The organism is Clostridium sp. CS1-1, from assembly GCF_056135525.1.
The window spans coordinates 2484394-2504885 of record NZ_CM148680.1; the positions used below are offsets into that span (position 1 = coordinate 2484394).

The following is a 20492-nucleotide window of genomic DNA, read 5'->3' on the forward strand; positions in this document are numbered from 1 at the left end:
ATTATATTTAGTTATTTACAAGAGATAGATTTAGGGACATTTTGTACTATGTAACTATTTGTTTGGAAAAAATATCATGGAGGGATAGATATGAAAATAAAAAGTAATTCAAAAATAATTAATTTTTCATTGTCTACGTTACTTGCTCTGTCTTTATCAGTAGTAACATCATACTCCAAGGCATATGCAGCATCAAGCGGACCAGAGCTTCTGATAACCGAGGTTATGCCTATGTCTCAAACTGGTGATGATGCTTATGAGTATATTGAGTTATACAATAATTCAGATAATGCGATAGATTTAAAGGAGTATAAATTACCTTATCAAAATGTTGACATAACAAATTCAAAGATTATGCCATCAAAGTCTGCATTGGTGATTTGTACAAGAAGTAATACCTCACTCGTAAACTTTAATACATTTTATGGAACAAATCTTACCGAAGATAGGTATATGACACTCCCACTTGCAAATGCAGTTCTAAGCAATAGTACATCTGAAAGCATTTTACTAGCTAAAGATGACGGTGCTGTGACTATAAGAGCTAATTACGATAAAGAAAACTTTGAAGTTAAAAAAAGTGTGACATATCGATATCCTCAAACAGGATTTGATATGCGTTTGCTAGGCAAGGATCAAAATCCAACACCTGGAGCTGTAGCAGCTGATCAAATTCCATACACTGGAATAGGCGTTACAGGATTAAAGCTTAATAAGTCGTTAATAAATATGGAAGTTAACCAAACCGCAACAATATATGCAACCATATCCCCTATTACCGCAAGTAATAAAGCTATAACATGGACATCAAGTGATACCAGTATTGCATCTGTAAGCTCAAGTGGAGTGATAACAGCAAAATCACAGGGAGTAGCTGTAATAACAGCAAAAACTGTGGATGGTGGATATACAGCTAATTGCCAAGTTACAGTATCAAGCAAAATAGATAATACCCTTCCTGTTACAAGTATAAGAGTAAACAGACCGGTTGTTACAATGAAACAAGGACAAAACAAAAAATTGACAGCTATAGTTTTCCCGGATAACGCAGCACATAAATCCGTAAAGTGGGAATCAGATAATCCTGAAGTTGCCATAGTCTCTTCTGATGGAAGAGTTGTAGGATTAAATAGTGGAATTGCCATAATAACTGTAACTACAGATGATGGAAAATACTCTGCTAAATGTTATATATATGTAGAAGAAAACAAAGGCAAAGCTAAGGGACATTCAAATCATTGGAAATATAAGTAACTATTGAAAAGCCCGCGACATCAATCGTGGGCTTTAATGATGTAGACGAAGTGCATCTACATCCGTAATACAAATAATATAACAAACTTAGGAAATATATATTAATTAAACCACACATAATGTTAGTTTTGTTCAATCAGACAAATTGGAATTTGTCTGACTACCATTTTTTTGTTTCTGGATAGTCTTTAATAAATTTTTCATTTACTTCTAATAATCTTTCATAATATTGATTATATTCTACACTTAATCTCCTCATTGCAGGAATAAATTTATGATAATAACCACTTGATTGGCAAAATTGTTTAGCAAGCTCCATTAATTTATTTGCTGGAGAGTTTTTGTATTCATCAGTTTTTTTGTACTCAATATATTCCTTTAATGCATCTTTATTATTTTTCATAAATTCTTCATAGTTTTTTACATTTTCTTCTTTTGATTTTATGATTTTAGTTATATCATTTATGCTAAACTTACTTGTATATCCATCTAAATAATCTTGTAAATCCTTTGGAATTTCTAAATTAGGACTATTATCTAAAAATTCTACAACTTCCTCAAAGGCTTGTTTTTGTTCTTCTGTTTCTATTATTCCATTAAGATAATAGGAAAAATTCATGCTAAAAACTCTTCCATAATAGCTTGGAAACATATCTAGTAACCTTTCTAAAATGGTTGATTTCGCTGTAATATAATTTATTTCTCTTTCTACATTTTCTAATTTATTTCCATCGCATAACTTTTTTAGTACCACTTGTTTTTCTTTCTGTCGATCTAATTCTAAAGATTTTTTATAAACAATATCTGTTAATAAATTTGGATTTTTCAGAATAGCTTTTATGTCAGATATGTTTAATCCTAATTTTCGATATAAAGAAATTTTTTTCAACTTCTCTATATCTTCACTTGAAAAATCTCGATACCCATTGTCTAATATTTGAGGATTTATTAATCCATGTTCATAGTAATATTCTATAGCTTTTTTTGTTAAATCAGTTTCTTTGGAAACTTCTCTTATTAGCATTCTTATCACCTCTAGTTTAACTTTAACTTAACCCCTAAGGTAATAGTCAATAGTGTTTTGAGAGTTTTATAAATTTACTACTTATTATACTCAACCTTAAGTTGGAATTTATTTAACTCTTTTGAACATTGGATGATTTTCATTGAACTCAACTAAATCCCACAAGTTGCCATATAAATCTTTAAATACTGCAACCGTTCCATAATCCTGTTTTTTAGGTTCTCTAACAAAGTCTATTCCTATTTTTCTCATTTCATTATAATCACGCAAAAAATCATCAGTTCCTAAGAAAAGAAAAACTCTTCCCCCTGCTTGGTTTCCTATAAAAGGCTCTTGTTCTGGCTTAGATGCTCTTGCAAGTAATATTGTTGTTCCATTTGAACCTGGTGGAGATACTACTACCCATCTTTTTTCTTGCTCAGGTTGATATGTATCTTCTACTAATGTAAAATGAAGTTTTTTTGTATAAAACTCGATTGCTTCATCATAATCTTTTACTACTAAAGCAATATGTACAACTGATTGAATCATTATTTTTCCTCCTTATTCTATTATAATTAAAACGATAATTAACCAACAAATAAATTATAATTTATACTTCACTTATAAAATTAAATAATACGCCCAATATTCGTTATAATGTTTTATGTAATCATTATATATTATAACCAATTTTATATTACTTGTGATGCGCTATTTTTACTTATAAATATAGCCTTAGCCAATTAAAATCAATGGCTAAGGCTATAAATCTCACTTACTTATTATTGATTCATAGTTTAAGAAGATTGTATTCTAACCATGTAGATATTTATTACAATTTAATTTCATCTACCATTGTGCTTATTGGATACCTGGTGTGTTAAAAATTTATTCAACTAAATTTTCCCCGTCTTTAAATGCTCTTAAAGATAACTCATCAAACATTGCTGAATCAGGATTATGACTAGTTCCGCAGTAATGAATGCTATCCTGTAACTTCCAGCCTAATTCTTCTAACATATTATTGGCAAACTTAACGCCTTCCGTACCTATCTTAGGATCAGGATTCCCTTGAGTAAATATTGTTATTAACTTTTTATCTGGATACTTTGGCTTATAATCGTTCCCAAGCATTGGGAATGTACGATCAAACCAAACTTTTGATTGTCCTGTAATTGTATAATAATATATTGGAGACCCAAATACGATAGCATCTGCTCCCTTAATAGCTTCATACATCGGTTGAAGATAATCATTAACTGCACAACCATCATGAGTACGACAATAAAAGCATCCTTGACATCCACGAATTCCAGAATCATTTAAATCAAATTCAATAACCTCAGCACCTTTAGATTTAACTCCTTTTGCCACTTGTTCTAATAATTTTGCAGTATATCCATTCTTTCTTGGACTACCGTTGAAAATAACTACCTTTGACATCTCTTATTTCTCCTTTTAAATATAAAATTTTCTTGAATCAGTCAATTATCTATTGACTAACTTTATTATATTAAGTAACATATAAATCAACAAGTACGCAAAAAATGTTTAGTTACTAATATTTATATAAGTAATGGAGGTTGCTTTTATGGAAAACTGTTCTATAGAATATGCTTTAAAAATTATAAATGGAAAATGGAAACTATTAATAATTTGGATTATGTCTCAAAACGGAGTTGTTCGTTTTAATGAACTACAAAGAAAGGTTACAGGCATATCAAGCCTAATGCTCTCAAAAAATTTAAAGGAACTTGAAGAAGATTGTCTTATTATCCGCCATCAATACAATGAAATTCCACCAAGAGTAGAATATGAATTATCAGAACTTAGTCAAAAACTTATAGCTGTTTTACAGTTTCTTGGTGAATGGGGAGATGAAGTTTATAAACATAAACATCCATCTATCTAACGCAAATTTTTATATTTACAGGATTTATCATCAACTTTCTTCTGGAAACAAAATAAAGAGGAGAGCCTCCTCCATCATCTGGACTTGGTTCTCCTCCGTTACTTAGATACATTATTAAATTATCATTTATATTAAGATCTATTGATTCTATATCTCTAGTTTTATTTATCGTGATTTTAGAAATTAGCATATGCAGTAGCCTCTTTTGCTGTTCACTTGTAGGAAATTCTGACAGCATCTTATTGAGGCAGCTTCTCCCTTGCTTTTATTTCTTACTTATTATTGCTTATTATTCTTTGCTTATTATATGATTCACCGTAACAGGTATAACGTAGACTTTTTATTGTTATAAGATTTAGTAATAAATAAAGCCTCTTATCTGTTTTTATTAAATGCAGAATTGCTCTAATAATTTATTAGTTTCCTCTGATAATTTCATGTTAATCGCAATTTCCTTTCCTGCCTCTTCTAAATTATGTATATACTGAGTAATAATTGGTTGTAATTCTTCTGTTTCACTACTCAAAAGCTTTCCTTGTGTCGCATAAATCTCTCCAACTAACTCTGTATTCATCTTAGATACAACCCTGTTAATCCAAAGTGATACTACTTGGAATTCTGACCTATCTGAAAAACCACAGCTGGATATCATAACTATCTTAGGGGATTGCGGCTCTATTGGCTTTATATGTCCATTTTCCTCTTTTACATCTTTTCTTGAATGAGGATTACCTGTCATTGTCATTCTGTCCATGAAGACCTTCAGCATACCTGAAATGTTTTCAAAATATACTGGCGTAGCTAATACGATAATATTGGCTCCACCAACAGCACTTAAAACCTCCATCATGTCATCTTTAATTACACATTGTCCTGGACTTTTGAACCAGCATGAATGGCAACCTCTGCAGTGTTTAATATCTTTTTCTGCTAAAAATATATTTACAGTTTCTGCCCCTGCTTCTTCTGCCCCCTTTAGAAATGCACTAACCATTATATTTGTATTACCTGACTTGCCTTTTGAACTACCATTAATTACAGCAATTTTCATTATTCTATTTCCTCGCCTTCATAAGAATATCCATTACCCGTATTATATAAATCTTCTATAGTTGCATTACGAGTAAACTCATCCATATCTTCATCTTGTCTATCAATTTCATAGATATAATAGCATTTTTTCTTTATCTTTGTCAACTACACATTTGTTGTAATAATGCAGTTTCAAGCGTTTGTTTTAAAAAAATAAAAAGAATGACTTTTATCATTCCTTTTCATATTCTCTATAATATTTTATTGACCAATCCTCAATCATTTTTAAGGCCAGATATAACTCTTTACCTTTTTCCGAAAGGTAGTACTCAACCTTTGGAGGAACCTCAGGGTAAATTTTCTTATAGATAATTCCATCTTCCTCCAGTTCTCTAAGTTGTTCATTTAGCACCTTTTGACTCACTCCACAGGTTATTCTTTGTAATTCCAGAAATCTCTTTGGTCCATCATCAAGATGGCATAATATTACAGCCTTCCACTTCCCCCTGATTATTTCAAATCCTAAATCTAATAGGCATACGTATTGTTTCCCCTGGTAATCAATCATAAATCCTCACCTCTATAAATATTATTAACCAACTAATTTTCAAATATGTTCATGGTATACCCATATATTCATATTTGAAAGTATATCTTCAATCAAGTTCCATAACAAGTAAATATTAATTCCTCCGATATCCTGAGTAATGCAGTAATTTCAGTAGTAGACAAGAGCAGAAAAGTTATTTATAGTACACAAACTGACTCAGATGGAACCGCTGGACTTTCAATAAATTTAGCTGCTGGTACTTACTATATAAAAGTTTCCGCATTAGATGGAAGTATTATTGAATCCGGTGTTTACAGAATAGACGGATGGTCTACATCAGGTTGGGCTAGTTTTTAATATAAAAAGCAGATTAAGTATCACAACAGTCTTTTCCATTGAAGCAAGATCTTAATTCAGATGGGGATTCTTTTACCCCATCTGAATTTTAGAGCTGCGAATGCATGGCTTACTTGGCGTTGAACTCCCAGTTAAGCAGAGGACCAAAATCTATGATTTTGTGTGAATCGGTCAAGCAGACATCTCAAATCTATGATTTGATGATGGTCGCTTACTCTGTGAGTACTCCTCTGACGCTAGGAAGAGGAGTTTCATATTAGCAAATTCGCTATGCTCATTAGTATCCTCGGGGAACGTTAATAATTTGTGAACACAAATTATTTTGCTATTAATTTTCACACTACAACGCAACCAGGTGTGTCAACACAAGGAATCATTACTATAATTTCAAATAACGCAGAAAGCTCAACCTAATTTTAAATTATAGCATATTATTTATATAATAACTTTTCTATTTATGATATTATATTCCTCGCCGATTAAAATACTAATAGTTTTCAATCAATAGTATATTTAATTTATTCATGGAAAGATGGTCGAGTTGGTTTAAGGCACCGGTCTTGAAAACCGGCGTACGGGTGACCGTACCTAGGGTTCGAATCCCTATCTTTCCGCCACAAAATTATGGGGGTATAGCTCAGTTGGGAGAGCACCTGCCTTGCACGCAGGGGGTCAAGAGTTCGAATCTCTTTATCTCCACCATATTTGGAGGAGTTCCCGAGTGGCCAAAGGGGGCAGACTGTAAATCTGTTATCATTGATTTCGATGGTTCGAATCCGTCCTCCTCCACCATTAAATAATAGCATGGCCTCTTGTCTTTCATATCTTTTCACACCTTTTTAATCAATCGGATATTTTATTGCATTTTTCACAGCTTTATCTTCAACAGCCTTAGTTAAATCAATTTGAAAATGCTCACAAATTCTTACCAAATACCAAAATACATCTGCAATTTCTCACTTGTACTAGCCACAATCTTTTGAAAATGAAACAATTTTCTTCCTTATCTCATCTATTGTCATTTGTGTATCATCCATTTTATGTCCCCCTTATCTTATATTTTATTCAATATATTCCATCAGGAATATTACCGTACAATTTTTCATTAAGACAACTGCATTGTTCCTCATCTAACTCTAGTGCATTATTTTTATAAAGAATATCAACTACATGTTCCCAATGGTTGAATGAACTTATAGAAATTGCCTTTTGCACTGTATATCGAAGCCGTTCTTCATTCTTATAAAATCGCGGTTGTTCCGCATCATTATAAAACCTAACTGCATATTCTCCTGAAGCAACAGCTCTACCGATTTCCAAAAGAACATCACTTGTACTAGAATTAACAGTATCTATAATAGTTTGTAATGGTATAATATCTTGGAGTTTATACTTACTCCCCATTTTAGCCATGATAAAATCCTCCCTAATTAATAACTGTCGGAATTTCCTCCAATGAATAATTCTTTTATTATATTATAGTCCAAGCAACTATTAACATAAACAATTTTTTATTCTTTATTTCTCTCGTCCCTTATCTAATATATACCTATTTCAAAAATTTTGTTTTCATAATCATATAGTCGCAAACCACAGTATAAAAAGAACCATAAGTAGATTAATTAATAAAAAATCCACTTATAGTTCTTTCATAATAGAGCACGCAATAATCTACGTTGCACTATTATAGATAACATATATTACCTTACTATGATGTTTCCACCATAATAAAGCAGTTCATTACCTATAATAATGGTTCCTTCGACTATATAAAATATCTACATAACTATATATAATCTTTCGACTATATATAACCATCTCAACACTCCATATAATCTTAGCTCGACCCTATATCATAAGTTGGAACCCTAATATAATCAATTTAATCGACTATATTAAAGCTTTTCCCCACAATATAGAATCTTCCCTCTGACTATATATAAACTAACTAAATAACCTATATATAATCGTTGGCCGACTCATATATACCTCTTTTAAAAGCATATATAAATCTTGGCTCAACTGTTACATACCCTATGCTATTATAATAACCTTTTTGTGTTTATCATATACTGGAACATTTTTCATATTATCTAGAAGGCCAAATGTGTAATATGTGAACTAAAGAGAGAATAGATATAAATCTAAAGCTATATAATTTAAGAATACATATGGGTAAAAGTAATTTTGCTAAGAAATCTGTTATTTTGATTTTATCAAACTTAGCTACAAGTATATTGGGGTGGTTTCAACTCAAGGTTATCCCCTATTCTAACAACTCAACTTTTTTAGTTCGATTAGATTATTATACCTTCAAAATGATCCATTTCATGTTGAATTATTTGTACTGTAAATCCAGTAAACACTTGCTTTTGTTTCTTAAAATTTCTATCAAGATACTCCACCTCTATCATTTCATATCTCTTTGTTTTTCTAAATCCAATTAAAGATAAACAGCTCTCTTCTGCTTCATAAAGCTTTTCTTTATTTAATATAACTGGATTTATCATAGGCACAATAATGTTGCCTACAGCAAATACCAATATACGCTTTTTGGCTCCAATCATATTACCAGCCAATCCAACACAATGCTCTAAGTTTGCTCTTAATGTATCTATTAAATCATCAATTACTACTATATCATTTTTATATTAGCACCTAATAAAACTTATCATAGAACACATTATATATGTATAATATGTTTCTATTTAACTCTCTCACTAAAACTCATCTCTTTTCTTTTTATGCTTTTTCTATGTATAACATGTTAATAACTTTGCTGATAATTCGTCATAAAAAAATAATACGAGTTAACTGTGACAGAACTTCATCAATCTATCCTCCAATTGTGCAAGAACCAGTGGCCATGCTTGTTCATGTCCATTCTTTGACTCTTCATCTGGAAACCCTGCGTGAGTTAATCGTAATACAGTTCCATCCTCTCCTTGTTTCAATTCTACAGTCACAATTGTTTCAGCACCTTTAGTTCCACCAGCACCCGTTATCCATGTAAGTTCAACCAGTTGGTCAGGCACAAGTCTAAGAAAACGCCCATAGTGTGGATGGCGATTCCCTTCAAAAGCTGTTTCAAAGAAAAAAACAGTGTTGACTTCTCCTTTCATCAAGACTGAACCCGGTTCCGCAAACCAGAGGTCAAACTGTTCAGTCCAAGCTCGATACAAAATGGTAGGTAAAAATGGCATTGTCCTCTCTACAGAAAGACTAAATGGTCGTAATGACAAATCGGGAACACAAATTGGTATTGTTTGTTTCATAGTTTACTCTCCTTTAATTTAAATTGTTAAAATTCTCTATAAAATTTTTCTACATGTTTTCTTGAATTTCCTGCATCTACAGCTAATGAATATCGGTCTCCATTTATATATCCAAGCACAGGCCTATCAGTCTCTTCTTCATTAGCTTTTGCATGAGCAGGAACATGCAAAAATAAAAATAATGTAGAAATCCCTATAACTGCTGTAATAACATCTATAAAAAATATTGTTTCTATAGAAGCCATAGTTAAAAGTGCACCTCTAAGCATAGGGGATATTAGCAATATTAGTGATTATATACTACAGTTTGTTGCATTCACCTTCTACATAACTCCTTTCTTTATTATATAACCATTTTATACATAAATTAAGCTTTAGTTAATACCTGCTGCTTATATGAAATGACTAAACTTTACCGAAAAAGTGTTATGCTGTCAATGTTAAACTCATTAGAATGTCTTTAGTAAATAAAAATCAAGGAAACTATTATTGAAGAGCTTATTTTTGTAGGCTCTTTTTTAGTGATAAAGAGAGGTAATAATATGATAAAAGTTGATAACTTGTCTTACTCATTTCCCCAAAAGGACCTATTTAATAACATTTCATTTACATTAGAGGATGGAGAGCATTGTGCCTTTATAGGAACAAATGGCACTAGAAAAAGCCATAGAAAATTATAACGGTGCAATTTTAATGATTTCTATTCTATAGTAAACTGTATGGATTTCGTTTTAATTATTGAAGATAAGATAATTAGAAAAATGAGCATACGAAAATTTAGAAAGATGATTTATGCTAGTCATTTTGACAAAGACTATTTAGAAATACCTTGGAGATCCAGAGAATTTCCAAATTATGACCACCTATAACTGGTGGTATTCATTAAACAATAGGAAAACCCTCGACTAATTAATTAGTGGAGGGTTTCATTGGCGGGTCATTACCTATTCATAATCGTTGTCCCAATCATATTTACCTCTAGCTAGAAGCACATATAACTTTTGACTCAACTGTTACATCCCCTATGCTATTATATTGACCTTTCGCAATTTGTTATATACTGGAAAAGTCTTATTATTTATTAAAAATTTAATACTTCTCCATCTTCAGGTATAAAAACAGTGGTATCAATTTTATTGATGCTAATATAATCTTTTAAGTCCTTTCTTGATATTCTACAGTGATTCCATGCTTCCATGTGTACAGCGACAACTTGGATATCTGCATATTTACTGCATAATTCATGGATATCTTCAGTTGCCATTGTAATTGGCTTTCCATGTTCAAATTGTGCACCGCCACAATTACACACTACTATCGCAGGTTTAAATTTTTCTATTGCTTCTGCAACATCTTCACACCAAACAGTATCTCCCGCAACGTAAACTGATGGTTCTTTAGGAGCTGATATAACAAAACCTGACACTGGTGCCATTGCTTCAGCTATTTCATCATGGCCATGCCTTCCATTTGTACGATTAAAGTTTATATCGCCCCAGGTATAACTAGTGTTAACAGGATGTACATCTGTAAAGCCATAGGATCGTAATTTTGTTTCATCCTGAACTTGACATACTATAGGAATATTTTTAGGAAGCATTTTTGCTGCTGTGTCATCAAAATGATCTCTATGGGTATGAGTAATAACTATAGCATCACAATTGATAATAGAATAAATGCTTACAGGTAATTCTACTAATGGATTGCGGCTTTGGTTTGGTACATTTTCAATAGGTGCCACAGCTCCTGCCTGGCTTAACAAAGGATCTACAAGTAACCTTTTACCATTTATATTTATTATTAAAGTAGCATGACGAATCAATTGAATCTTCAATGTTTATCCCTCCAGTTATTTATGATATATTTATTATATACTGACTACTCCTTGAGCAGAGAAACTAAAATAGTCAAAATAATTTCGTCGTGAAAGGATTTTCATTATTATGCTTGATCAAACAGATATACAGATCTTAAATCTACTTACTAAAAATTCACGGATGCAGTGGCAGGAAATTGGTGATGAAGTTCATTTAACTGGCCAAGCGGTTAGAAATAGAGTAAATAGAATGGAAAAGTTAAGAGTTATACAAGGATATACAATAAAGATTGATTCTACGATACTTGGAAGGGAATTAATTGCTTTTGTAACTGTTTTTATGAAAACTACTGACCATTTAGCATTTCAAACATATGTGCATAATAATTCTCTAATAACTGAAGCCCAAAGAATAAGCGGAGAAGGCTGCTATTTGCTAAAAGTGACAGCCCCCACTCAAAAGGAGCTTGTAGATTTATTAGATGAAATTTTACAATACGGAAATTATAAATTGAATTTATCAATAGAAAACATAAAGTAATAGATTGATTTTGGATATGTTACTGTTTAGTTCCAAAATAAAAAGAACTGTAAGCAGATTAATTAATAAAAAACCTACTTACAGTTCTTCTATAATAGAGCACGCAATAATCTACGTTGCACCACTATAGATAACTTATATTACCTTACTATGATGTTTCCACCATAATAAAGCAGTTCATTGCCTATAATAATGGTTCCTTCAACTATATAAAATATCTACACAACTATATATAATCTTTCGACTATATATAACCATCTCAACACTCCATATAATCTTAGCTCGACCCTATACCATAAGTTGGAACCCTAATATAATCAATTTAATCGACTATATTAAAGCTTTTCCCCACAATATAGAATCTTCCCTCTGACTATAATAAGCTATTTTTACCATTTAATATTATCCGTGAAATTTATACTTTTACAAGTATAAATTAACGGCTGCTACGCCCTGGATAAGTTCAATTAGCACTTTTAACAAAGTGAAACTAGCTTAGTATATTTACTTTAAGCTAGTTTATTTTAGAATATAGCTACTCCATTTAGGAATTACATCTCTTTTCCATATAATTATTCCATTACACATATAAGCTACATGTTTAAATTTATTAGTATTATCATATATATTTATTTCATTACATACCTTTAGTACATTTTTTAAATTATCTAGTGATTCATAATATCTTCTTTCTATAGCTTCCTCTGGAATTCCATGCCCACCTTTTAAAACTCTAATCCTAACTCTTTCTTTAGCAATATCTGGAGTCTCAACCCCAATATAATTCATTACAACGTTAAAACCTCGTTGTCTTGCTTTTTCTATATTTCTTATAATACTTTTACCTGAGAGAGTCGTTTCTTGATTAAAAGATATCTCATTTTTGATATAGTAATTTATAAGTTTTACGGCTTCTCTCGCACATTTAATTTGAAGATTGTTGTCTTTCCATGTGCCTATTCTTGCTACCATTTCATCCGTATTTATTCTTTCCTCATTCTTGTTTTCTTCGTAATAGATAGACTTATAGATTGATGTCTTACCAACACCATTTACGCCTGCAAATACAGTATATGTCGCCATTACTCTTTACCGATTACCTTTTCTTGTTCCTTCTGCAGCACTATATCAGATAAAGTAATATAAAAATTTTGTTCCTCTTTTGTTTTTGCTTTTTTAAATAATTCTTTTAAATCCTTATATGAATAGTTCAAGAATTGATCATATAAACTGTTTTGTTCTTTTAGCTTTTCCATAGAACTTCCTCCAATGAATAATACTTTTATTATATTATAGCCTAACCAACTATTAACATAAACAATTTTTTATTCTTTATTTCTCTCGTCCCTTATCTAATATATACCTATTTCAAAAATTTTGTTTTCATAATCATATAGTCGCAAACCACAATATAAAAAGAACCATAAGTAGATTAATTAATAAAAAATCTACTTACAGTTCTTCTATAATAGAGCATGCAATAATCTACGTTGCACCACTATAGATAACTTATATTACCTCACTATGATGTTTCCACCATAATAAAGCAGTTCATTACCTATAATAATGGTTCCTTCGACTATATAAAATATCTACACAACTATATATAATCTTTCGACTATATATAACCATCTCAACACTCCATATAATCTTAGCTCGACCCTATACCATAAGTTGGAACCCTAATATAATCAATTTAATCGACTATATTAAAGCTTTTCCCCACAATATAGAATCTTCCCTCTGACTATATATAAACTACTCTGCCCATTGCTATCATCCGTAAAATTTATACTTTTACAAGTATAAATTAACGGCTGCTACACACTGGATAAGTTTAACTAACACTTTTGACAAAGTGAAGTTTCACTTAAATAACCTATATATAATCGTTGGCCGACTCATATATACCTCTTTTAAAAGCATATATAAATCTTGGCTCAACTGTTACATACCCTATGTTATTATAATAACCTTTTTGTGTTTATCATATACTGGAACATTTTTCATATTATCTAGAAGGGCCAAATGTTGTAATATGTGAACCACAGATAGAATAGATATAAATACTAAGTTATATAATTTAGGAGTACATATGGGTAAAAGTAATTTTGCTAAAAAATCTATTATTTTGATTTTATCAAACTTAGCTACAAGTATATTAGGGTTCATATTTTCTATAACCTTATCAGAAGAATTAGGGCCTGAAGGTATGGGGCTGTATGGACTTATTAGACCGCTATACAGAGTTCTTTTATGTCTTGTATCTGGAGGTTTAGTTACTGCTGTTTCAAAAGTATGTGCTGAATATTATGGAAGAGGAGATTATAAGAACTTAAAGAGAACTATAAAAACTTTAATGACATTTACAATTTTATGGTCAGTATTTATAGCAGTTTTAGTATTCTTATTTTCACCTGTTTTAAGTACATATATTATTAAAGATGTAAGAACAGTTAATGCTCTAAAATTACTATGTCCAGCTATGGTTTTTATAGCGCTTTCCAGCTGTTTAAAGGGATATTTCTTTAGCACTATGCAAGTTAGTGTTCCAGTAGTTATAGATATTTTTGAAAAAGCTATTAGGATAGCTGTTTTAGTAGCTATCATTGGTAGTCTCCAAGTAGTTAATGTTACTGAAACTGTTACAGGTGCCTATTTTGCACTATGTATTGGAGAATTTATTTCTTTTACATTTCTTTATGTGTACTATAGATTAAATACAAAAAAAGCTCCAATTTCAGCAACTAAAGGCGAAAGTAGAGCTCAACTTTTGTTTAATACAATATCAATTTCCTTTCCTCTTCTTATAACAAGTTTAGCATCATCCTTACTTTCTACTTGCGCTACATTAATTATTCCTAGACGACTAGTAAGTTCAGGCATTGAATATAAGGTGGCTTTAGGTATGATTGGAAAATTCAATGGAATGGCTAGGAATATTGTGTTTTTTCCACTGGTAGTAATAGAATCCATATCAATTCTATTGGTGCCGGATTTATCTAAGAATTTGAGTAGAAAAAATTATAGATCCTTAGATGACCGTATATCCAAAGCAATAGGGTTATCCTATCTTTTAGGAGCCACAGTTTTTACAATAACTCTATGTATAGGAGATAGCTTAGGATTTATACTTTATAAGAGAAATGATCTAGGAGACTATATAAAGCTTGCCGCTGTAGCTGCACCGTTTTTTTATACAACTACTACAACCATTGGAATTCTTAACGGTCTAGGCAGGCAAAAAATAATTTTAAGAAACTCACTAATAATATCCTTGCTGAAGATACTTCTTTTATACATTCTTACTGGGATTCCATCAATAAATATTTACGGATATGGAGTAACAAATATTATAACTTCTATAATATCTCTAAACCTTAATTTGTGGGAGATTAAAAAGACAGTATATTTATCCTTTAACTTTTTCAGTCTTATCATAGATACCTTAATTGTTGGACTTACATATTTCTTATTAATCTCAATAAAAGGTATACTACCTTTCAGCATATTAGTGATTAACAATGTATTAATAATAATTTCAGCCTTCTCCATAGTATTCTTACTTAAAATCATTGTTAAAAGAATTCATCTATAAAAAAATGATAATAGTGCTTCGGCTTAAAAGACTTAAGGAAATGTGTTCTACCAAACTTACACAGGGGTATTGGCATACTACTTTTGCAAATAGCTACACTCTTTATCCAACACTCTGAATATCTGGCCTCCACCTTAGCCTCGTAGTTCCAACTTCCCCGTTCCTGTTTTTTGCCACAATACACTCCATAACTCCCTTACTATCGCTATCCTTATTGTAGTACTCATCTCTATACAAAAACATAACCACATCGGCATCTTGTTCTATACTTCCTGATTCTCTAAGATCAGAAAGCATAGGCCTATGATCACTTCTTGCCTCTGGTGCTCGGGATAGCTGTGAAAGTACAACAATGTTAATATCAAGCTCCTTTGCCATAAGTTTAAGCTTTCTTGTAATCCTTGATATCTCTTGGTTTCTATTTTCCGTCCTTTCTCCATTTTCTATAAGCTGAAGGTAGTCAATTATTATAAGATCTAACCCTTCCTTAATCTTTAATTTTCTACACTCTGCTCCGATGCCATTTAAGGTAAATATTTTGTCATAAATTTTTATTGAGGAAGCAGCCAGGTTCGATGCTTCTTTAGAAACCTCACTCCACTGTTCTTCCGTTAATGCTGCATTTTTTATATTTTCCAAAGGTATTTTTGTGCGAAAAGCTATAATTCTATCCATCACCTGACTTACTCCCATTTCAAGGTTAAAGAAAGCAGTTTTAGCTTGTCCTTTAAAAACTGTGTTTAAAAGTAAATTTAATGCCATAGCAGTCTTTCCCATGGATGGTCTAGCTGCAAGGATTATTAAATCTTCCTTTGAAAATCCTCCAAGCATTCTGTCTAGTGTTCTATAGCCGCTCTTTATTCCCTGTATATCCCCACCTTTTTCGTATCTTTCCTGAAGGGTATCCATGAAATTATATAGTATTTTTTCTATATCTCCATCTTCCTTAAGCTCTGAACTTTTTATGGCTAATAGAGAATTCTGAGCATAGCTTATTAAATCCTCAGAGGAATCCTCTCCTTTTTGAAGTTTTCCAATGGATGTATTAAAAATCTTTAAAAGTTCCCTGTTATTAAACTTTTCTTTTACTATTTCTCCGTATTTTCTTATGTTAGCTGTGGTTACAACTGAGCCTAAAATATCCGTTAGATAGCTTATCCCTCCTGCTTCCTTCAGATTCTCTCCTAGTTTTTCTGAAAGGGTAACAATATCTACAGCTAAGTTATCTTCGTGCATTTTCTTTAGCTTTTTATATATGATTTTGTGCTTTAAGTTATAAAAATCCCCTGAGTCTAAAAAGTCTATAACCTCACAAATACTCTCAGGTTCCATCAGTATAGCTCCAATTACACTAACCTCTGCGTTAAAGTTATATATTTTATCCATATTCAATCTAATTCCCCACCTTTTCTCATACTGATTATTTTTCTTAACTCCTTTAATCTAAATATCTATAAGCATCTGCATTACATCTATGCTCCTGCTTTTCCTTGATTCCTTTACTTCTGTAAGCTTTAAGTTTTTCCATGGTGAATAGACCTAGAGTTCTCCAATTTTTAAAAACAGACTCTAAGTATCCAGTATGAGCAGCATTATATTTAACTGCTTGCATAATGGCTTCGATTATTACTTCTTCTTCAAATTCCTTAAGCCAAATTATGATTTTTTCAACATCTCTTATAGTGGCCTGACGTATATTTTTATTAAAGGACTGCAGAATTTTGCTTCGTTTATTTTCCTGAGATTTATGCTGTAGTTTGCTTTTACTGTTATTATCTATTACTTTTTGTTTATAAGAAGATTCTTTTTTATTATATGTTTTTTCTTCTTCTTCTTTTTCCCCTAGGGGCTTAGAAGCCCCTTCTAAGCCCCTAGAAAGAGACTGATTTTCCCTATCGTTATCTAAAAAGACATTTTCCTTATTGGTCTCTAGACTAATCTGTCTATCTCCATTTTCCACCCCATCCTTAGCTAGATTACTACCTATAGCTTCAGCAGTATTATTTTCATCTATAGATTCCTTGTAGAAATCATTGTTGTACGTTTTGTTATCCTCTATTATTTGTACCTTTTCATTAACTATTTCCGCCGCTTCTTCTGCACCTTCTATTACTTCAGTTCTCTCCTTAAAATCCCCCAGCTCTTCTATAGTTACCTCCACTTTTTCTTTCCTAGCCCTTACTATATCCTTTGAATCTAGAGGAATACCTTGAAAAATCTCATCTACAGCATAGCCTTTCTTTGAGCATATTTTATAGAGTATGCTTATAAACTTCTTATTTTTAACTTCTTTTAATTCTTTGTTTATACAGGTTATAGTATTTCTACTGTTTATAAAATTGTACTTCATCCAGTTTAATATCATAATTTCTCTTGTTTCTGCACAGTATAATATCTTCCCATAGTCCTCAAATCTTTTAATAAGTCTATCTATAGTTTCTCTGCTATAGCCAAGTTCAGCCTCTGCCATTCTCTTAGGAAGCTCATATATACCGCATTGAGTTGTCCTTGGGCTTGTCATAAGATAAAGGAAAAAGTATTTATCCTCTGGTGTAAGTTCCATAATAAATCCATCTTGCCAAAATAAAGTTTGAACCTGTCTATAAATCGCCATTGTAATCAATCTCCTCTAAATATCTTCTTAATTTTATAAGTGCCTCTTTCTTCATATCTGCAGCTCTTCTATAGCTTTTGCCTTTAAATTTAGCATAATCTTGCAGGGTCTTGTTCTCAAAGTAAAACCAATAAATTATTTCTTTTTCATTTTCCGAAAGCCTGTCTATAGCTTTTCTTAGCATCCTCTTTTCTTCCTCACTAATAAAACTTTCTTCTAAATCTTCTTCTGAAGATAAAATATCTATTAGCTCATGGCCTTCTTCATTTAAACTATTAAGGCTGCAGTAACTTGTCTTTTTTACATTGTCCCTTATCAAATTGTAAAAGTTTCTTCTAATTGTATTAGTTACATAGCTGATAAAGCCATTGCTTTTATTTACATCAAACATATTCACAGCCTTAATAATTAAGACCCGACCATGCTGAATTAAATCATCTACCTCATAGCCTTTTAGATATATAGTTCTAGCAGTTTTAATAACAAAAGGAGTGAACCTTTTTATTATTTCTTCCATGGACTCCTTATCCCCTGATTTAGCTAAAACAACTTTTTCAATCAAAGCTTTCTCACTAATACTAAAACCCCCTTATACTATTATCATTTCTGTAAGCTTAACTATCTCTATGAGATCAGTTAGCTCTGCTATATTTACAGAATTTATGTACTCCCATATATGCCTTAAGAAGGCAAAAATAATCGTTACCAGACAGTGAAACCTTTTTATCTGCTCCTTATTTTCAATCTTACTTATTGCTCTTCTAAGGGTTCTTTTTACACTGTCTACCTTAACACCTTTTTTGCTAGCATATTCAATAAGACATTGTCCCGAAATATGTGATGATAAAACCCTATCTTCCTCTTTACTTAATTTATCTTTAATGAAACTTTTGTAACTCTCACTGACTATCATATTACTTACTAAAAGGTCATCAAATTTCTGTTCTGAATTTGAGTTATCTTCTTCAAAAAGAGAGGCCATATCTCCAACAAGTATATTATGATTATTAAATTTTTTATTTTTCTTCATAACTTTCTTAGTTTTGTTTTCTAAGCTCTTTGTAATTAAACTTGTTAGCTTCCAGTAATTATTTTCAGAGACCTTCTCAATACATTCAATGATGTTTACATTGCACTCTTGTGTATAGTCACCTTGAAAAATATTTAATTCTTCAAGATTCCACTTTCTGTAACCGTTTACTATCAAGCCTTGAAAGTTATCAATTATTATCTGGATACTTTCCTTATCACCTTTCTTTGCATCCTTTATTAATTTTTTCATTTTCTCATGACATAATTTTTCAAATGACACTAGTTAATCCCCCTTAATGCAAACTACTCCTCTTTTGTTTTCCCTCTATAATATAAAGACCCCAGACGCCTAAAAATCCGGACAGTTTTTAAGAAAAACTTTTCAGCATATAACTCCAGATTTTTCAAGCATTTCTTTTAACAGCCGATTTTATTACATAACAAAACTTTATTTAACCATTTTTAACCTTTTTCATCAAATAATTCTGTCACCAAAAATAGAATTTTGTCTTATATTTTTAATAAATCCGTTGTCTGAAATAAGAAAAAAGGCTAGCTCAACGAAATAATTTCGCAATACTAGCCTTTTTCTCTACTTTTTTATGATAGCGTTAGATAGATTGTTTATGCTCTGTGTTAAAACCTCTAGTTTACTTTCGAGCCTTACCAGAAGATACACAGATACTGCAATGGGAAACCCAATGTTACCTATCATATTAAAAAGATCAGAATTCATTATCTCACCTCTTCTTCTAGAATGACTACCTTCTCTAATACTCTTTCATATGGCATAGAGTCAAAAGAGTACCTACGGAATGGTATGTTCTTAGATTCCTTCATATTAATAATGAGATGGAGTTAATTCCCCATCTCATCAAAGTTCTTTTTTACTTGACTACAAACTCAGTAGTGCTTGTATCCACTAACTCTGCTGAATCCTTTACCTTAAAATCTCCACCGGTAGATGTGAAGATATTTTTAGTAAGTATAACATCCATTGAAGCCTTTACCTCTGCTTCAGTGATATCCTCTCTTACATTGTTAACTCTTATAGAAGCTTTTTTACCTGCTTCATTTAGAAAACTCATTACTAAAGTTTTACTCATTTACATCCCTCCATTTCTTTAATCATCCATTAATTAGGCGTTTGTTATTCCACTTTCGTCTTCTCTTATTAGTTCGTTTAAAGGCTTTCCTATAATAGTCTCAATTTCGCTAGCTACGTCAAATAGATCCTGTTCTGTTGCAGTAGTTTTTACTTTTGAAAACCTTTGACTTTTTATAATCTCCTTCCCTTTTGCATCCACCCCGTCAGAATACTTAAGTACTAATGAACTATTTAGTTTTGTTGCTATTGCAGCCATACTTATCAACTCCTTTCAAGTAATATATACACATTTGGAGTAAGAGTAGGCAGTGATTTTATAAAAAATTATATAATTTTTTATTTTATATAGTTTCATTTGTGTTTTTATGTTTACTTTAAATTTAGTTGACATAATATC

General features: G+C 31.4%; 23 protein-coding genes, 3 tRNA genes and 5 pseudogenes. 9 read left to right on the forward strand and 22 right to left on the reverse strand.

Annotation, left to right across the window (positions count from 1 at the left end; translation table 11 throughout):
- Positions 1-90: 90 nt before the first annotated feature.
- Positions 91-1254, forward strand: coding sequence for an Ig-like domain-containing protein (locus AC0N0V_RS11675; protein WP_474464318.1), 1164 nt, complete (start codon positions 91-93; stop codon positions 1252-1254).
- 160 nt (positions 1255-1414) lie between these two features.
- Here the strand turns inward: AC0N0V_RS11675 and AC0N0V_RS11680 are convergent, their stop codons facing one another.
- The 3 genes from AC0N0V_RS11680 to AC0N0V_RS11690 all read right to left on the reverse strand — a co-directional run bounded on the left by AC0N0V_RS11680 (position 1415) and on the right by AC0N0V_RS11690 (position 3703).
- Positions 1415-2278, reverse strand: a complete 864-nt coding sequence (locus AC0N0V_RS11680) for a MerR family transcriptional regulator (RefSeq protein WP_474464320.1) — start codon at positions 2276-2278, stop codon at positions 1415-1417.
- Positions 2279-2386: 108 nt separating this feature from the next.
- Positions 2387-2809, reverse strand: a complete 423-nt coding sequence (locus AC0N0V_RS11685) for a VOC family protein (RefSeq protein WP_474464322.1) — start codon at positions 2807-2809, stop codon at positions 2387-2389.
- A 339-nt stretch (positions 2810-3148) separates the two neighbouring features.
- A complete protein-coding gene (locus AC0N0V_RS11690) occupies positions 3149-3703 on the reverse strand; it encodes a flavodoxin family protein (protein ID WP_474464324.1) in 555 nt (184 codons plus the stop codon).
- A gap of 148 nt (positions 3704-3851) precedes the next feature.
- Between AC0N0V_RS11690 and AC0N0V_RS11695 the strand changes: the two genes are divergently transcribed.
- On the forward strand, positions 3852-4172 hold the full coding sequence (locus AC0N0V_RS11695) for a winged helix-turn-helix transcriptional regulator (RefSeq protein WP_474464326.1): 321 nt from the start codon (positions 3852-3854) through the stop codon (positions 4170-4172).
- On the opposite strand, the pseudogene AC0N0V_RS11700 reads toward AC0N0V_RS11695, so the two are convergent.
- The 4 genes and pseudogenes from AC0N0V_RS11700 to AC0N0V_RS11715 form a co-directional block, all read right to left on the reverse strand.
- A pseudogene (locus tag AC0N0V_RS11700) lies at positions 4165-4425 on the reverse strand (recombinase family protein); the annotation flags it as partial. The gene AC0N0V_RS11695 and the pseudogene AC0N0V_RS11700 overlap by 8 nt on opposite strands.
- A 135-nt stretch (positions 4426-4560) precedes the next feature.
- A complete protein-coding gene (locus AC0N0V_RS11705; protein ID WP_474464327.1) occupies positions 4561-5223 on the reverse strand; it encodes a flavodoxin family protein in 663 nt (220 codons plus the stop codon).
- Entirely contained in the window at positions 5223-5369 is a 147-nt protein-coding gene (locus tag AC0N0V_RS11710) for a hypothetical protein (protein ID WP_474464329.1), read from the reverse strand. The genes AC0N0V_RS11705 and AC0N0V_RS11710 overlap by 1 nt, the downstream gene beginning before the upstream one ends.
- A gap of 67 nt (positions 5370-5436) precedes the next feature.
- Positions 5437-5772, reverse strand: a complete 336-nt coding sequence (locus AC0N0V_RS11715) for a winged helix-turn-helix transcriptional regulator (protein ID WP_474464331.1) — start codon at positions 5770-5772, stop codon at positions 5437-5439.
- 865 nt (positions 5773-6637) lie between these two features.
- On the opposite strand from AC0N0V_RS11715, the gene AC0N0V_RS11720 reads away from it, so the two are divergent.
- The 3 genes from AC0N0V_RS11720 to AC0N0V_RS11730 all read left to right on the forward strand — a co-directional run bounded on the left by AC0N0V_RS11720 (position 6638) and on the right by AC0N0V_RS11730 (position 6903).
- A tRNA-Ser gene (locus AC0N0V_RS11720) sits at positions 6638-6728 on the forward strand.
- Between the two features lie 9 nt (positions 6729-6737).
- A tRNA-Ala gene (locus AC0N0V_RS11725) sits at positions 6738-6813 on the forward strand.
- 5 nt (positions 6814-6818) lie between these two features.
- Positions 6819-6903 (forward strand) — tRNA-Tyr (locus AC0N0V_RS11730).
- A gap of 273 nt (positions 6904-7176) precedes the next feature.
- Here the strand turns inward: AC0N0V_RS11730 and AC0N0V_RS11735 are convergent.
- The 5 genes and pseudogenes from AC0N0V_RS11735 to AC0N0V_RS11755 form a co-directional block, all read right to left on the reverse strand.
- Positions 7177-7524, reverse strand: a complete 348-nt coding sequence (locus AC0N0V_RS11735; RefSeq protein ID WP_474464333.1) for a hypothetical protein — start codon at positions 7522-7524, stop codon at positions 7177-7179.
- A gap of 884 nt (positions 7525-8408) precedes the next feature.
- A pseudogene (locus tag AC0N0V_RS11740) lies at positions 8409-8759 on the reverse strand (peptide deformylase); the annotation flags it as partial.
- Positions 8760-8921: 162 nt separating this feature from the next.
- Positions 8922-9386 carry an SRPBCC family protein gene (locus AC0N0V_RS11745; RefSeq protein ID WP_474464334.1) on the reverse strand — a complete coding sequence of 155 codons (465 nt, stop codon included), beginning with the start codon at positions 9384-9386 and terminating at the stop codon, positions 8922-8924.
- 41 nt (positions 9387-9427) lie between these two features.
- Positions 9428-9505, reverse strand: a pseudogene (locus AC0N0V_RS11750) (MBL fold metallo-hydrolase); the annotation flags it as partial.
- A 9-nt stretch (positions 9506-9514) separates the two neighbouring features.
- Positions 9515-9655 (reverse strand): annotated as a pseudogene (locus AC0N0V_RS11755) (MFS transporter); the annotation flags it as partial.
- A 273-nt stretch (positions 9656-9928) separates the two neighbouring features.
- Here AC0N0V_RS11755 and AC0N0V_RS11760 point away from each other — a divergent pair.
- Positions 9929-10066, forward strand: coding sequence for a hypothetical protein (locus AC0N0V_RS11760; RefSeq protein WP_474464336.1), 138 nt, complete (start codon positions 9929-9931; stop codon positions 10064-10066).
- A pseudogene (locus AC0N0V_RS11765) lies at positions 10032-10213 on the forward strand (ABC transporter ATP-binding protein); the annotation flags it as partial. The gene AC0N0V_RS11760 and the pseudogene AC0N0V_RS11765, both read left to right, overlap by 35 nt.
- 254 nt (positions 10214-10467) lie before the next feature.
- Here the strand turns inward: AC0N0V_RS11765 and AC0N0V_RS11770 are convergent.
- A complete protein-coding gene (locus AC0N0V_RS11770; protein ID WP_474464338.1) occupies positions 10468-11220 on the reverse strand; it encodes an MBL fold metallo-hydrolase in 753 nt (250 codons plus the stop codon).
- Positions 11221-11329: 109 nt separating this feature from the next.
- Here AC0N0V_RS11770 and AC0N0V_RS11775 point away from each other — a divergent pair, with 109 nt between their 5' ends.
- Positions 11330-11743: an Lrp/AsnC family transcriptional regulator gene (locus AC0N0V_RS11775; RefSeq protein ID WP_474464340.1), complete on the forward strand. Its 414-nt coding sequence runs from the start codon at positions 11330-11332 to the stop codon at positions 11741-11743.
- A 519-nt stretch (positions 11744-12262) separates the two neighbouring features.
- On the opposite strand, the gene AC0N0V_RS11780 is transcribed toward AC0N0V_RS11775, so the two are convergent.
- Together AC0N0V_RS11780 and AC0N0V_RS11785 are read right to left on the reverse strand one after the other, a co-directional pair.
- The gene (locus tag AC0N0V_RS11780) at positions 12263-12826 is read right to left on the reverse strand and encodes an ATPase (protein WP_474464341.1); all 564 of its coding nucleotides are present in this window, start codon (positions 12824-12826) and stop codon (positions 12263-12265) included.
- Positions 12826-12999 (reverse strand): hypothetical protein, encoded by a 174-nt coding sequence (locus AC0N0V_RS11785; RefSeq protein WP_474464342.1) that lies wholly within the window; start codon positions 12997-12999, stop codon positions 12826-12828. Before AC0N0V_RS11785 ends, AC0N0V_RS11780 begins: the two co-directional genes overlap by 1 nt.
- An 839-nt stretch (positions 13000-13838) precedes the next feature.
- Here AC0N0V_RS11785 and spoVB point away from each other — a divergent pair.
- On the forward strand, positions 13839-15341 hold the full coding sequence (gene spoVB / locus AC0N0V_RS11790) for a stage V sporulation protein B (RefSeq protein WP_474464343.1): 1503 nt from the start codon (positions 13839-13841) through the stop codon (positions 15339-15341).
- Positions 15342-15443: 102 nt separating this feature from the next.
- On the opposite strand, the gene dnaB is transcribed toward spoVB, so the two are convergent.
- The 7 genes from dnaB to AC0N0V_RS11825 all read right to left on the reverse strand — a co-directional run bounded on the left by dnaB (position 15444) and on the right by AC0N0V_RS11825 (position 20351).
- Positions 15444-16727, reverse strand: a complete 1284-nt coding sequence (gene dnaB, locus AC0N0V_RS11795) for a replicative DNA helicase (RefSeq protein ID WP_474464516.1) — start codon at positions 16725-16727, stop codon at positions 15444-15446.
- A 52-nt stretch (positions 16728-16779) separates the two neighbouring features.
- On the reverse strand, positions 16780-17955 hold the full coding sequence (locus AC0N0V_RS11800) for a DnaD domain protein (RefSeq protein ID WP_474464345.1): 1176 nt from the start codon (positions 17953-17955) through the stop codon (positions 16780-16782).
- On the reverse strand, positions 17942-18517 hold the full coding sequence (locus AC0N0V_RS11805; RefSeq protein ID WP_474464346.1) for a sigma-70 family RNA polymerase sigma factor: 576 nt from the start codon (positions 18515-18517) through the stop codon (positions 17942-17944). The genes AC0N0V_RS11800 and AC0N0V_RS11805 overlap by 14 nt, the downstream gene beginning before the upstream one ends.
- 27 nt (positions 18518-18544) lie before the next feature.
- Positions 18545-19267 carry a hypothetical protein gene (locus AC0N0V_RS11810; protein ID WP_474464347.1) on the reverse strand — a complete coding sequence of 241 codons (723 nt, stop codon included), beginning with the start codon at positions 19265-19267 and terminating at the stop codon, positions 18545-18547.
- A gap of 312 nt (positions 19268-19579) precedes the next feature.
- A complete protein-coding gene (locus AC0N0V_RS11815) occupies positions 19580-19723 on the reverse strand; it encodes a YvrJ family protein (protein ID WP_474464348.1) in 144 nt (47 codons plus the stop codon).
- A 151-nt stretch (positions 19724-19874) separates the two neighbouring features.
- On the reverse strand, positions 19875-20093 hold the full coding sequence (locus AC0N0V_RS11820; RefSeq protein WP_474464350.1) for a DUF2922 domain-containing protein: 219 nt from the start codon (positions 20091-20093) through the stop codon (positions 19875-19877).
- 33 nt (positions 20094-20126) lie between these two features.
- A complete protein-coding gene (locus AC0N0V_RS11825; RefSeq protein WP_474464352.1) occupies positions 20127-20351 on the reverse strand; it encodes a DUF1659 domain-containing protein in 225 nt (74 codons plus the stop codon).
- Between the last annotated feature and the right edge of the window lie 141 nt (positions 20352-20492).

Coding starts and splice junctions, on each gene's coding strand:
- AC0N0V_RS11820 (WP_474464350.1), bottom strand. CDS start 20,093: ATGAGTAAAACTTTAGTAATGAGTTTTCTAAATGAAGCAGGTAAAAAA.
- AC0N0V_RS11825 (WP_474464352.1), bottom strand. CDS start 20,351: ATGGCTGCAATAGCAACAAAACTAAATAGTTCATTAGTACTTAAGTAT.
- AC0N0V_RS11680 (WP_474464320.1), bottom strand. CDS start 2,278: ATGCTAATAAGAGAAGTTTCCAAAGAAACTGATTTAACAAAAAAAGCT.
- AC0N0V_RS11715 (WP_474464331.1), bottom strand. CDS start 5,772: ATGATTGATTACCAGGGGAAACAATACGTATGCCTATTAGATTTAGGA.
- AC0N0V_RS11815 (WP_474464348.1), bottom strand. CDS start 19,723: ATGAATTCTGATCTTTTTAATATGATAGGTAACATTGGGTTTCCCATT.
- AC0N0V_RS11675 (WP_474464318.1), top strand. CDS start 91: ATGAAAATAAAAAGTAATTCAAAAATAATTAATTTTTCATTGTCTACG.
- AC0N0V_RS11695 (WP_474464326.1), top strand. CDS start 3,852: ATGGAAAACTGTTCTATAGAATATGCTTTAAAAATTATAAATGGAAAA.
- AC0N0V_RS11760 (WP_474464336.1), top strand. CDS start 9,929: ATGATAAAAGTTGATAACTTGTCTTACTCATTTCCCCAAAAGGACCTA.
- AC0N0V_RS11735 (WP_474464333.1), bottom strand. CDS start 7,524: ATGGCTAAAATGGGGAGTAAGTATAAACTCCAAGATATTATACCATTA.
- AC0N0V_RS11775 (WP_474464340.1), top strand. CDS start 11,330: ATGCTTGATCAAACAGATATACAGATCTTAAATCTACTTACTAAAAAT.
- AC0N0V_RS11690 (WP_474464324.1), bottom strand. CDS start 3,703: ATGTCAAAGGTAGTTATTTTCAACGGTAGTCCAAGAAAGAATGGATAT.
- AC0N0V_RS11780 (WP_474464341.1), bottom strand. CDS start 12,826: ATGGCGACATATACTGTATTTGCAGGCGTAAATGGTGTTGGTAAGACA.
- AC0N0V_RS11800 (WP_474464345.1), bottom strand. CDS start 17,955: ATGGCGATTTATAGACAGGTTCAAACTTTATTTTGGCAAGATGGATTT.
- AC0N0V_RS11685 (WP_474464322.1), bottom strand. CDS start 2,809: ATGATTCAATCAGTTGTACATATTGCTTTAGTAGTAAAAGATTATGAT.
- spoVB (WP_474464343.1), top strand. CDS start 13,839: ATGGGTAAAAGTAATTTTGCTAAAAAATCTATTATTTTGATTTTATCA.
- dnaB (WP_474464516.1), bottom strand. CDS start 16,727: ATGGATAAAATATATAACTTTAACGCAGAGGTTAGTGTAATTGGAGCT.
- AC0N0V_RS11745 (WP_474464334.1), bottom strand. CDS start 9,386: ATGAAACAAACAATACCAATTTGTGTTCCCGATTTGTCATTACGACCA.
- AC0N0V_RS11785 (WP_474464342.1), bottom strand. CDS start 12,999: ATGGAAAAGCTAAAAGAACAAAACAGTTTATATGATCAATTCTTGAAC.
- AC0N0V_RS11705 (WP_474464327.1), bottom strand. CDS start 5,223: ATGAAAATTGCTGTAATTAATGGTAGTTCAAAAGGCAAGTCAGGTAAT.